The organism is Phocaeicola sp. ICN-14070 (genome assembly GCF_037892625.1).
GTDB classification, from domain to species: Bacteria; Bacteroidota; Bacteroidia; order Bacteroidales; family Bacteroidaceae; genus Phocaeicola; species Phocaeicola plebeius.
The window spans coordinates 1-12,534 of record NZ_JBBKBF010000018.1 but is presented as its reverse complement, the minus strand read 5'-3'; the positions used below and the strand labels follow the sequence as shown (position 1 = coordinate 12,534).

Genomic DNA, 12,534 nt, shown 5'->3' with positions numbered 1-12,534 from the left:
TAGTACAAATTTTGGAAACTGCAAGGGATTTCGAAAAATATTTTTCCTGAATCCCTCTACAATAAAGATAAGTCATTGAACATCTGACGATAATACGCCGCTTTTTTTTCAAGTTTTAAAGGGTAAGCCCGGCTGGAAGACGGCATCCGATAGAGGGTCAGTTCACGATCTCTGAAATGAAACGCACTTCCCCCTCCCACTGGCGGCTCTTTTGCTTCCATCTGTTCGCAAAACACGTCCGTCGCTTTCTGACCGGTAGTCACCACCGCCCGACAGGAAGGAAGCTGCTGAAGAAGCAGACCGATATCCGTGGGCGAAACGACCTCTAAAAACTTGTCGGATGCATTATCCTGCAACCTGCGCACGCACGAAGCCGTATCGTACAGAGCAATCCCTTTTTCACGCAAAAAAGCAATGATACGCTCTTTATCAAATATCTTTTCAGGACTGAGAAAGTAATCCTTGTCATCAAAGAAAATGAAGCCGAAAATACGCCACATATCATTCTGCAGGTTGGGATAAAAGAAATCCATACTCCAGCGTTTCTTCTGCGGAGGAAAACTACCCAGCATCAGCAAGACTGCATTCTCCGGAAGAAAGGGCTCCAGCGGATGATGCTCCACTCCTGAAAGCAAATGCTCGTCCAACGTCATGCTTTTGGTTTAGGTTCCTTCTTAGCCAGCAATACGATGTTATAGACATATTCTGTCATCCAGCTTTCAGAATAGCCCAGCGCATGCTGATACTGACGAATGTTTCCGCAAGTCTTACGTACGCCATCATCCTTCCAGTCTACTTTTGTCAGGATGTCGTGTACGGCTTTTTCCGTCATGTTACGAAGCATCTTCTTAAATATACCCGGCATACGGAACTTCCATTGCATCAGGTTGCCGATAACCATCATCAAATCCTGGCTGAATCCCTGGAACATGAAAAGATAATTCTTTATATCGTTCACATTGCGGCAATTGCGCTTGATAGAGCCGTCGATTTCCTTGAAAAAAGTTTCAGGCAGACCATAAATATCCATCAGCATCTTGCGGCAGCGTGTACGCTCTGCGATACCAAGTTTATTATTCTGCGTAGGAACCTTCAATGTACGCTTAAATACAGCCAAATCCGGCAGAAAGTTAATGTTACTGATACCCAGCTGAGCCGCCATTACTGCCTGATAATACACACGAATCAACGTCATGAAATCTTCCATTCCACCCACACGTACCGTTTCATCAGCACCTTCTGCTGTTTTCTTGCCTAATAGTTTTGAAAATATACTCATACTTGTACTTTTTATTGTTTTTTGATTTGCAAAGATACGAAAATAGTTACCAACATTCTAAATCCTGCTCAATATCTTTCATCTGCTCTTTGTGAAAGACCGGACTTTTGATGCCTTTCCGCTTCTGTGCCAAGTAATCATCGAGCAAGCGAAAAGCATATTTGCCAAGCAAGAATATTGCAATCAGGTTGCAAATGGACATTAAAGCCATAGTAACATCAGCCAAGTTCCATACCAGATTCAGACTTGCCAATGAGCCAAACAAAACCATCCCCCCAACCAACATACGGTATAAAACTACCGGCCACTGACGAGAAGTGAAAAAGCGGATATTAGCTTCTCCGTAATAATAGTTTCCTAAAATGCTGCTGTAAGCGAAAAAAAGAGTAGCAATGGCTACGTAGATGCCTCCGATATTACCAACCTCACTGGTCAGCGCTGCTTGGGTCAGCTGGATACCATCCAGGCCACTACCAATATAATCCTCATCGAACAAAATGATAAAAGCTGTACAGGAACAAATAAGCAGAGTATCTGTAAACACTCCCAGTGCCTGAATAAATCCTTGTTTAGCGGGATGGGTTACATGAGCCGTTGCCGCAGCATTAGGGGCAGATCCCATACCAGCCTCATTGCTGAAAAGTCCCCGTTTAATCCCTTGCATCAGAGCCGTTCCTATTCCGCCACCAACGGCCTGATGCCAGCCAAAAGCATTACCGACAATTTGTTCAACAACTGCTGGAATACGGTCAATGTTAGCCAATACAACAAACAAAGCCAATGCAATATAACCGACAGCCATGACAGGAACAATGACACTACTGATAGCAGCAATACGATGTACACCTCCAAAAATGATGACAAGGGTTAATACCGAAATGACAATTCCTGAGTTTAAAGGCTCTACAGAAAAAGCACTTTGCAAGGCAGCACTCATGGTATTACTTTGCACCGAATTGAATGCAAGACCAAACGTGACCGTAATCAGTACCGCAAAAAGTACTCCCATCCAACGTTTCTTCAATCCACGCTCCATATAATAGGCAGGGCCTCCGACATAGGAATGTTTTCCTTTGACTTTAAAAAGCTGGGCTAACGTAGATTCCACAAAGGCACTGCTGGAACCCAGCAGCGCAATAATCCACATCCAGAAAATCGCTCCTGGTCCACCTACCGTAAGGGCCGTAGCCACACCAGCCAGATTGCCGGTTCCAACACGGCTTGCCAGCGAAATGGCAAAAGCCTGAAAAGAAGAGATATGTTTCTCGTGTCCGTTTATCTTAGCAGTCGAATCACCCAGTAACCGGATCATCTCACCCAACATACGGAACTGTACGAAACGAGTCTTAACACTGAACCAGATGGCGCATCCCAGCAACATGATTACCAGGACATAAGTCCACAAGACATAGTTGGCTTCATTTATGATATTCGTGAATAGATCCATGAAATTTATTAATCAGATTTGAGTTTAAAATAAAATGTATGCTCTCTGAATACCGGTTCCACCAGGTCAAAACGAATAAAATCTGCCAGCAAACCAATTACCAGCTTCCGCGGAAGCCCTGAAAGCCTGACACACTTATTCAACGTCAATTCGCCGTGCTGCCCCACCAGGTTTAATATAGACTGTTCTTTCTCTGTATAAGTCACTACCACTTCTTTTTTATTGTGAAACCACACGTTCAAGTGGACCGGAGTGGCCAAGATTGTTTCATCTTTAATGCGCAAGTAAGCCTTGGGCCGATTGTCTTCATCGAGGGCATAGACAGGCTTCTCCTTGCTTTCGGGAACATAAACCTCCAGTACATCTTTGCCTTCCACCCTATATAATTGGTTTTCAAGTTGTAGGGCAGGCTTACAATACATTGTAGCTGCAGCTTCTATCATGTAAAGCTCCTCTTCCGAACGTATTCCTGCTATTTTCCCGTTATCTTTTACCCCTATAAGCAACCTTCCCCCTCCGGTATTGGCAAAAGCCGACAAACTCTTCGCTATTTTCCGGGCATCGGAAATGGCAAATTTGAAATCCTGATGCACATGTTCACCTTCAGTAATGAGTTGTTGTATATAATTCGCGTCTGTAGTCTGTTTCATTACCGGAACAACTCAATCACAATGCTTGTGCGTCATGATGTCGAGCACCAGCTTGTCGGTCTCGTTCATGCCTTCAGAACCGATTTTCGTCAGATTACGGATACTGAAATCCACATTGTCTTCAATAATACCTTCTACTGAAGTCACACACTTTCCTTCCATGGCCAGGATGGCAGAGAACACAGCGGTAGAAACTCCACTGGTCAGTTTCAAAGCACAACTTGGCTTGGCACCGTCGCAAATCATACCTGTCAGATTAGCAATCATGTTCTGCACGGCATAAGCTACCTGCTTATACTCCCCTCCCATCAGGTAAGTAATTCCGCAACTACTTCCTGTAGCCGCCACGACACAACCGCACAAAGCCGACAGACGTCCCAGATTCTGCTTGATGTAAATAGCCGTCAGATGACTGAGTACCAAGGCACGAATCAGTTCTTCTTCCGTCTTGTGATTCTCTTCCGCAAAAACTACGACCGGAAGCGTAGCAGCAATTCCCTGGTTTCCACTACCGGAATTACTCATCACCGGAATCATGGCTCCTGCCATACGGGCATCACATGCAGCAGATGTGTACGAAAGAATGTGCGTAAATGTATTGCTTCCCATGATACTCTGCTCACTGCGGCTGCTCTGCAAGGTTTTTCCCAGTTCATGCCCATAATTTCCTTTAAACGAACGTTCCGCCGCCTGTAAGTTCAGGCGTTTGGCCTCCAGAATAAAGCGAATCTCATCCAGCGGAGTTGTAGTAGCAAAGTCGTACACCTTGCTCAGATTCAAGTCCACTTCTTCTGTATCTGCTTCAGCTCCCGTCTTGGTTCTATGATCGAACAAAACCTGACCGTTCCGCTCTGCATACACAAAGTTCGTATGTCCTCCGCTGATGATAGCCGTAGCCTCATCTCCACCGGCCGAACAAACCACCTCGATATACAGTTTCTCTTCGATACCTTCCTTCAGTTCTATCTTAATGCCTTGACCGGCTATCATCTGTTTTCCTTCTTCCACACTCTCGGGAGTGATGTCTTTCAGGACTTCCAGTCCATATTCCGACTTACCCTTCAAGGCCCCCAGTGCAATGGCAATGGGCAAACCAATCATACCCGTACCGGGAATACCAACTCCCATGGCATTTTTCAAGATGTTAGCACTCAGACGTGCGGTAATCGTTTCCGGACACTTCCCCAATACTTCCGTAGCCTTGGCCACGCAAAGAGCCACAGCCACCGGTTCCGTACAACCGATGGCAGGGACCACCTCCCGCTGAATGAGTGCGATGATACGCTCTCTTTCTGCTTGTGCAATCATACTGATTATTTTTTATAGTTCTTCAATCCTGTTTGCAGGAATTCCACATATTTCTGAATATCCTCATCGTACGAATAAGACTTGTTCAATGGCATTCCTTCGTTGTCGAGCAACACATAGAAAGGCTGTGCGTTAGCTCCAAACTTGGAACGCTGCAAGTAACTCCACTTATCGCCCACCGTACGCAGTGTACGTTCCGTACCGTTTTCCATCACCTTCACCGGTTCTGGCAATTTGGTTTTTTCATCCACATACAGCGTAATCAGCACGTAGTCTTCGTTCAACAGCTTGCTTACCGTAGGATCTGTCCACACAGCCAGTTCCATCTTACGGCAGTTCACACAACCATAGCCTGTGAAGTCAATCATCACCGGTTTTCCCTGCTGACGGGCATATTCCATTCCGGCATCAAAGTCATTGAACTTCGCATGCACTTCATTCTTATATAAATTGAAATCCTGTGTCTGCATAGGAGGAGCAAAAGCGCTCACTGCCTTCAACGGGGCACCCCACAAGCCCGGTACCATATATACGGCAAATGCCAGAGAAGCAAGTGCCATAAAGAAACGGGGCACACTTACCTTAGTATCGTCATCATCGTGCGGGAACTTGATTTTTCCCAGCAGATACATACCCAGCAACGCAAAAATCACAATCCACAATGCCAAGAAGGTTTCACGATCCAGCAGACGCCAGCCGTAAGCCAAATCGGCTACAGAAAGGAACTTCAAAGCGAATGCTAGTTCCAAGAATCCCAGTGTCACTTTAATGACATTCATCCAGCCTCCCGATTTCGGCATGGACTTCAGCCATGACGGGAAGAGTGCAAACAGGGTGAACGGCAAAGCCAACGCAATGGCAAATCCCAGCATTCCGATGGCCGGTGCCACGATACTTTCAGAAGTAGATACTTCCACCAGCAAGAAACCGATAATCGGACCGGTGCAAGAGAAAGAAACCAATGATAACGTGAAAGCCATCAGGAAAATACTCAACAATCCGGTAGTCTGTTCTGCCTTGCTGTCTACCGCATTGCTCCACTTCGACGGAAGGGTAATTTCAAATGCCCCAAAGAAAGAAGCGGCAAAAACCACCAGCATCAGGAAGAACAAGATATTAAATACCGCACTCGTAGACAAGTCATTCAAGGCACTGGCACCGAAAATCAACGTAATGGCCAAACCTAAAGTAACATAAATCACTACGATAGAGGCGCCATACGTCCAGGCATCCCGAATACCTTTCCGTTTATCCTTGGTACGTTTCAGGAAGAAACTTACCGTCATCGGAATAATCGGCCATACACAAGGAGTAAACAAAGCCAGCAGTCCACCTACAAATCCGGCAAAAAAGATATAAATCCATGAATGAGACTCATTGTTCACGTTTTCACCAAATGAACTTAACTCCTTAATAACCGGTTTCCAGTAGTCGGCAGCTTCACCCGCAGCCGTATCTTCACCAATGCGAAGCGGAACCAAATCCACCGATGCCGTATCTGCTAACATCAGGTCCTCTGTCGTTGCGACCGCTTCTTCCGCTGTTTGCTTTCCAGCAGCTTCCCCTTTGAAAGAAAACTCTACATTAGTAGGAGGCAAACAATTTTCGTCATTACAAGCACCATATTGCAGATAACCGCTCACTTCATATTTTCCACCTTTCAACTTGATTTTCTGCACAAAGGTAGCCGTGCCTTCAAAGAAACGAACCTGCATACCGAATATCGGGTCCATCTTGTCAATTTCCTTACCGGCAGATTTCAGTTTTCCAACCACCTCTGCCCCTTCAATCTTATCCGTATTGAAAGTAGCCGAAATAGGGCCTCCTTCAGGCAGGTCGGTAGAATATACATGCCATCCCTTTTCCATTTTTCCGGTAAATACAATTTCCACCTCATCAGCAGAAACCGATTTCCATTCAGTCTTAAACTTTACCGGTTCCTGTATCTGAGCCAGTACCGGCAAGCATAAAATGGCCATGAAAAGCCAGCTAAGTAGAATCTTCTTACTCATAAATATACCTTAGATGATGTAATAAAACTATTTATCTTATAAAAAGCCGTGCAAAGATAACGATTTTTCCGTAGGGAATGTTATGACAAACTGTTATTCGGCATTGTTTTTTACTTTAAATATGCAAATATTCAGTACAGCGCTTTATTCGGGAATAAGACGGAAAGACCAAGAGAAAAGAGAAAAAATATTCAGAAATATTTGCAAAGTAAAAAATAATCCCTACCTTTGCACCGCCTTTGAAAAACAAGGCAGCTCTCACGAAGAGTTTTGGAGAGGTGGCAGAGTGGTCGATTGCGGCGGTCTTGAAAACCGTTGTACCGCGAGGTACCCGGGGTTCGAATCCCTGTCTCTCCGCAAAATACTGAAAATCAGTAAATTTAAAAGATTACACCCAACTTTACGATGTAAAGTTGGGTGTTTTGTTTTTAGTCGCAAGAACCTATAAAACAAACTTCTAGCCACCTATTTATCCAGCGCTTCATGTATATCCTCTTTATAGTTATATCCATATACTTTGTATACGTCTAACTGATGCTTCAATCGCTTCAAGAAATCTTGGATATTTTTATTTGCAGGCTCAGTCCATTGAATTTCAGCCAAAGCAGCAATACGAGGCATCATCTGCCATTCCATCTTCACACTATCCTTAGTCCATTCTGTCCAGATGCAAGCCTGTGCCCCGAACAGGTTCTTTTTCTGCTCTGAGGTAGCTTCTTCAGGAACGGGTTCAAATGAATAAACTCTATCTATACTACTTAACCCCTTTAATTTATTATATTTAGGATTACTAAAATACAGATTCGATATCGGACAAGCTATTGTTCTATATCCGCTTTCTATAGACTTCAAACGCGCTTCCGGTGTAGTCCAAGCCATGACAATAGTAGACTTTGCCGGATTTCCTGCCAAAATTTCATCCCATGCCATCATTTCCCTGCCTCGTTTGTGGATTTCTTTTTCCACTTCACCCATAAACCAGGCCTGAAGCTGATTTTCCTTCGTATGTTCTTTTGAGGCCTTTAATCCTAACTCCCTGATTTTTTTCTGACATTTGGCACAAGTTTTCCAATGGTATTTAGGACATTCATCTCCACCTATATGAATATAGGGAGAAGGAAATATATCCATTATCTCATTAATCACATCTTTTGCGAACTGTAACGTCTTTTCATTTCCTCCACACAACACATTTCTAAAAACCCCAAAAGTTGTTGCTACCTCATAAGGACCACCCGTACATCCCAGTTCCGGATAAGATGCCAAAGCAGCCAGCATGTGGCCCGGCATATCTATTTCCGGAATAACGGTAATATACCGTTCGGCAGCATATCTGACAATCTCTTTGGCTTCTTCCTGAGTATAATATCCACTTACAGGGATACTGTCAAGCTCTTTTGTTTCCCAATCTTTTATTGTACACTTTCTTTTTGAACCTATTTCCGTCAGCTTCGGATATTTCTTGATTTCGATACGCCATCCCTGATCCTCTGTAAGATGCCAGTGAAAATAATTGATATTATGTAAAGCAAGCATATCAATAATCTCTTTCAAATAATCAACACTGAAAAAGTGCCGGCCTACATCTACCATAAAGCCTCTGTAGCCAAAACGTGGATAATCCTTTACGCTTCCACAAGGAACAGCCGCAAGCGTGGTTCCATCTGTTACAGGCAATGCTTTATGTAAAGTCTGTATCCCATAAAACACTCCTGCTTCAGTTTTACCCTTCAAAGAAATCTGTTCTTTGGATACACTCAACTCATATCCTTCATCGTTTGACAAAGTATTGTCCAGACTTAAAACAATGGCATTATCTTCTCCTTTAGCATCAGTAGATAACCTTACTTCAGTAGCAGCAACTTGCTTTATATACGCAGCCAAGAATTCTGCATTCCGTTTCATTTTTTCATTACCTTCCGGGTAACATATTGTGGTCGACTCATCAATCACAAAAGATGTTCCGTCGTTCAATAGAGAAACTTCATTAGGAAGGGGAATTACTTCCAAATCTCCAAGTGTAACTTCTTTTTGCGAACACGACAAAATTCCACATACAAAAGGGATGAATAACATCCATCTTTTTAATTGTTTGATTTTCATATATCGATTCTATTAAAAATTTAATAATAAAGGTTTTCCATACTATGGACAGATATGGAAAACCTTTTTCATTATCACCAGAAACTTACTACCATCCTGGATTCTGTTTCCACAATCCATCCATCAAATTCAGCATTCTTTCCTGTATGGGCTGCAAATAGTCTCTATTGGGCTTAAACTGCCATCCTTGTGGCATAGAAGACGGTGGAACAGGCAAAATATAACGAAGAGCATCTCCTTTATTCCCTGTCAGGAACAAATTGTTATCACTTGCCTGATCATACTTCAATTCATTGCCATAATGCTGTGGCAAGTTACTTCCAATAAACAATGCTCCTGTAGGTGACTTACCAATAATAAGCTCCTCTGCTGCCGCCCAACGCAAAATATCTTTAAATCGTTTTCCTTCTAATGCTGTTTCCACTCTTCTTTCGCGACGAACAACCTGTACATATTTGTCCAAATCCTTGAATGGATAACTTGCATCAGTATTATATTCTCTGTCAAAATCTACAGCAGGCATACCGGCACGGTCACGCAAAGGCTGTAACACCCGGATAATTTCATTTGCATTTGCTGAACCGTTCTGTTCTGCCAAAGCTTCCGCATGATTTAACAGAATATCCGCATAACGGAACTGAATAGCAGGTGTCGTACCTTTATATTCACTTATATAATCACCTTCGCAGTCTATCTGCACATGCTTCAACATGACATAACCTGTTAAATTGGTCCCAAAAGCTGTTCCATCGCCAGCCAAAGAAGGCCATTGGAAGATGTATGGATTGGCGTCTCTTTCCGGCTTCATACGCTGCCCTGGGAAAGCTACCGTTTGCGACAATCTTGGATCGCGTTTTTCCGGATTCAATTCATCGGGATAATTTTTCTTCAGATTCAGCAATTCCTCACCATACAAAGGTCTACCATCTTTTGATAAATAATCATCTACAAGTGATGCACATATTCCAATGTTTCCCCCTCCTGTATTCAAGTAACGCGTCACACTATTTCCCACTTTATCCCCATCATACATTTTGAACCAAAGAATTTCCGGGTTAGTAGTAAGATCCTGCGTATCGAACAATTTTCTATAATCATTTTGAATATCACCCGTATTGTATATTTTCCATACATTACGAGATTCTACCTGCTGACATGCTGTGATTGCAGTTTCAAGATAGCTCTCAATCTTCGCATTCAACTCAGATTCACTTAATGTATAATCATAAAATTTTTCAGATTTACTCTTCTCTTTTGCGTAGTGATAGCGTTCCCAAGTAGCCTCAAACAAAGCCACTTCACTTATCAAGGCACGAGCCACGTCTCTATGAAGTCTCATAGAAGCAGAATTACCCTGTTCACCCATCAAGTCTCTCGCATTTCCCAAATCTTCAAGAATCTTATCTACAATAAATGTACGACTTTCACGTGGCAGCATCATTACCTCCATATTGGGTTCCAAAGGTTTGTCTACCCATGCTAACTCTCCATAATTAATCAACATTCTATAGTAATACCATGCCCGGAAATACAAAGCCTCTCCCTTGAGCTGATTATATTCAGCACTTCCTTTTTCAGGACAGCTTTCGATATTATTGAGCAAATAATTAATATCTCTCACATAGGTATAATTCTGTATAGCAACAGCATTACTTAATGATGTTTGTCCCATCAATCGTGTATCAGCTGTCATACTGGTCATATTATCACTATCATAGTCCTGACCTGCTATACCGCCGCCACCGCCAGCCATAAATCCTTGTTCCATTAAACCGCTTTCATAATACCGGTCCACATAGTTTCTTATTTCACCTACGCTCTGAAACGGATTCGTCGTAGAAAGTACCCCCTCCGGCATCTTATCCAAATCATAACATCCGGCTAATCCAAAAGAAAAAGCCACTGCTAAAAGTATGTTTATTTTTTTCATATATATCAATGTATTATAAGTTAACAATCAGACCTACAGACAAGACTTTGTTCATCGGATAGTTCTTGCCACCTTCTGAGGTATAAGTATTGGAAGTAAATATGGCTTCCGGATCAAACATTCCTTTCAGTTTTGTGAAAGTCAACAAGTTTTCACCAGAGAAGAATACCTGTACTTTCTGCAAAGCCAGTTTCTTTACCCATGCATCAGGCAATGTATAACTCAATGTAAGGTTTTTCAATCTACAATATGCTGCATTTTGCAAATAACGATCAGTGGGCTGTATATTCTTATCCTGGAAAGGTCCTACTCCTCCTGCACTATTAATATAAGGTTTTGGATAATAAGCACCTGGATTATCCGGACGCCAATAATCCATGTGTTCCTTAAATACTGTGACCTGAGCAAAAGAACTGAATCCCCAGAAATAAACACCACTTGGCATCCAATCACGCTTTCCTACACCTTGGAACATCATACTTAAACTCAGTCCCTTCCAGCTTATTGAACCGTTTACTGTATATTGATAACGAGGAGTACTGTTGCCTATGATGGTCATATCACCCATGTCTCCCACTTTATTACCTCCACGGTCTATAATCTTTCTACCATCTTCACCTACCTTACCATCAAGATCCACATATTTCACATCTCCCGGCTCCCAAGGTTTTCCACTAAAGTAAGTCAAATCATACGCTTTATTATACGCATCAGCCTCTTCTTTTGTCTGAATCAGCCCATCTGTCAAGTATCCCCAATATTCTCCATACTTTCTTCCTTTATACCAAGAACCAGCCGGGTCATTCATTGTAGGATTTGAATATTCAGTGATTTCGGTTACTGCATCTGAAATAGAAGCACCAATACTATAATCTATATCCTTCCCTATTTTTCCTCTATAGTTCAGTGACAACTCCCATCCTCTATCACGCAAATTTGCATTGTTTTCCTGAGGGGCTGATGCTCCAAACATATCCGGGAAATCATGTCCAGGACCAAGCATATCTCTTGTATCTCGTTGGAAAATATCCACAGTACCCGTCAAAGCATTTCCAAAGAAACCAAAATCAAGACCAATATTTTTGCTTTCTACTTTTTCCCAAGTAGTATTAGGGTTAACTACTGCTGGAGGATTTGTATACATGTGACGACCATCACTGAATATATATTGTCCTAAGCCATTATTGATATTCATTGTGGAAGCAAATGTATATAATCCGGCATTGGCCTGATTACCTAACAATCCATAAGATACCCTGAGCTTAAGATTTGATAAAAATCCTTCGGCCTTCTGCATAAATTTTTCACGATGTATATTCCATCCTAATGATACAGAAGGGAAGAATCCCCATCTGCTATCTTTAGCAAAACGTGAAGACCCATCATATCGGCCATTCAATTCAACCAGATATCTACCATCATAATCATAATTGATACGTCCGAAAAATCCTCGTGTGGCCCATCCATTTCGAGTATCTACCACTACTTTATCTCCCGTACCCATACCCACATTAGGATTTGAATTTGAATACAGTCCGGTAACAGAATTCTTCATCCAGCTAAAATCATTGTTTTCTTCCTGATAACCAGCCATAACAGTAAAGTTATGTTTATCTGCCAGTGAAAACATATAATTGGTATAGAGGTTTATGCTTTGATATCTTGTTGTTGAATATGCACGAGTAAACTGACCATCAGCAGATACCCCCAATTCAGAACGCGCCACCTTAGTCAAGGTTGTTCCATCCTGTTCATAAATATATGGAGCCACATTTAAGGCCTCATATTCCATATTTTCTTGTTTA

At 42.4% G+C, this 12,534-nt stretch carries 9 protein-coding genes and 1 tRNA gene; 1 reads left to right on the top strand and 9 read right to left on the bottom strand.

Going from position 1 to position 12,534, the window contains the following annotated elements; genetic code table 11:
* Nucleotides 1–56: 56 nt before the first annotated feature.
* Genes WKT20_RS07095 through WKT20_RS07070 form a run of 6 tightly spaced genes read right to left on the bottom strand, consistent with a single transcriptional unit; the run spans nucleotide 57 to nucleotide 6,696 of the window.
* Complete coding sequence (locus WKT20_RS07095; RefSeq protein ID WP_118242475.1) at nucleotides 57–653, bottom strand: uracil-DNA glycosylase family protein; 597 nt, start codon at nucleotides 651–653, stop codon at nucleotides 57–59.
* Nucleotides 650–1,279: a hypothetical protein gene (locus tag WKT20_RS07090; RefSeq protein ID WP_118242477.1), complete on the bottom strand. Its 630-nt coding sequence runs from the start codon at nucleotides 1,277–1,279 to the stop codon at nucleotides 650–652. The genes WKT20_RS07095 and WKT20_RS07090 overlap by 4 nt, the downstream gene beginning before the upstream one ends.
* Before the next feature lie 46 nt (nucleotides 1,280–1,325).
* Nucleotides 1,326–2,726, bottom strand: coding sequence for an alanine/glycine:cation symporter family protein (locus tag WKT20_RS07085; protein ID WP_118242479.1), 1,401 nt, complete (start codon nucleotides 2,724–2,726; stop codon nucleotides 1,326–1,328).
* An 8-nt stretch (nucleotides 2,727–2,734) separates the two neighbouring features.
* The gene (locus WKT20_RS07080; protein WP_007563484.1) at nucleotides 2,735–3,376 is read right to left on the bottom strand and encodes an AlbA family DNA-binding domain-containing protein; all 642 of its coding nucleotides are present in this window, start codon (nucleotides 3,374–3,376) and stop codon (nucleotides 2,735–2,737) included.
* A 12-nt stretch (nucleotides 3,377–3,388) separates the two neighbouring features.
* A complete protein-coding gene (locus WKT20_RS07075; RefSeq protein ID WP_118242481.1) occupies nucleotides 3,389–4,684 on the bottom strand; it encodes an L-cysteine desulfidase family protein in 1,296 nt (431 codons plus the stop codon).
* A 5-nt stretch (nucleotides 4,685–4,689) separates the two neighbouring features.
* On the bottom strand, nucleotides 4,690–6,696 hold the full coding sequence (locus WKT20_RS07070; RefSeq protein WP_118165154.1) for a protein-disulfide reductase DsbD family protein: 2,007 nt from the start codon (nucleotides 6,694–6,696) through the stop codon (nucleotides 4,690–4,692).
* 272 nt (nucleotides 6,697–6,968) lie between these two features.
* Between WKT20_RS07070 and WKT20_RS07065 the strand changes: the two genes are divergently transcribed.
* Nucleotides 6,969–7,053: transfer RNA gene (locus WKT20_RS07065), tRNA-Ser, on the top strand.
* Between the two features lie 108 nt (nucleotides 7,054–7,161).
* Here the strand turns inward: WKT20_RS07065 and WKT20_RS07060 are convergent.
* The 3 genes from WKT20_RS07060 to WKT20_RS07050 form a co-directional block, all read right to left on the bottom strand.
* Nucleotides 7,162–8,799 carry a beta-N-acetylhexosaminidase gene (locus tag WKT20_RS07060; protein ID WP_340417094.1) on the bottom strand — a complete coding sequence of 546 codons (1,638 nt, stop codon included), beginning with the start codon at nucleotides 8,797–8,799 and terminating at the stop codon, nucleotides 7,162–7,164.
* 88 nt (nucleotides 8,800–8,887) lie between these two features.
* Nucleotides 8,888–10,729 carry a RagB/SusD family nutrient uptake outer membrane protein gene (locus tag WKT20_RS07055; RefSeq protein WP_340417093.1) on the bottom strand — a complete coding sequence of 614 codons (1,842 nt, stop codon included), beginning with the start codon at nucleotides 10,727–10,729 and terminating at the stop codon, nucleotides 8,888–8,890.
* 13 nt (nucleotides 10,730–10,742) lie between these two features.
* Nucleotides 10,743–12,534 (bottom strand): SusC/RagA family TonB-linked outer membrane protein (locus tag WKT20_RS07050; protein WP_340417092.1); only part of this gene is annotated, 1,792 nt, incomplete at its 5' end.

What these genes read in the sequence shown, in the direction of transcription:
- WKT20_RS07095 (WP_118242475.1), bottom strand. Translation starts at nt 653, where the DNA reads ATGACGTTGGACGAGCATTTGCTTTCAGGAGTGGAGCATCATCCGCTG.
- WKT20_RS07090 (WP_118242477.1), bottom strand. Translation starts at nt 1,279, where the DNA reads ATGAGTATATTTTCAAAACTATTAGGCAAGAAAACAGCAGAAGGTGCT.
- WKT20_RS07085 (WP_118242479.1), bottom strand. Translation starts at nt 2,726, where the DNA reads ATGGATCTATTCACGAATATCATAAATGAAGCCAACTATGTCTTGTGG.
- WKT20_RS07080 (WP_007563484.1), bottom strand. Translation starts at nt 3,376, where the DNA reads ATGAAACAGACTACAGACGCGAATTATATACAACAACTCATTACTGAA.
- WKT20_RS07075 (WP_118242481.1), bottom strand. Translation starts at nt 4,684, where the DNA reads ATGATTGCACAAGCAGAAAGAGAGCGTATCATCGCACTCATTCAGCGG.
- WKT20_RS07070 (WP_118165154.1), bottom strand. Translation starts at nt 6,696, where the DNA reads ATGAGTAAGAAGATTCTACTTAGCTGGCTTTTCATGGCCATTTTATGC.
- WKT20_RS07060 (WP_340417094.1), bottom strand. Translation starts at nt 8,799, where the DNA reads ATGAAAATCAAACAATTAAAAAGATGGATGTTATTCATCCCTTTTGTA.
- WKT20_RS07055 (WP_340417093.1), bottom strand. Translation starts at nt 10,729, where the DNA reads ATGAAAAAAATAAACATACTTTTAGCAGTGGCTTTTTCTTTTGGATTA.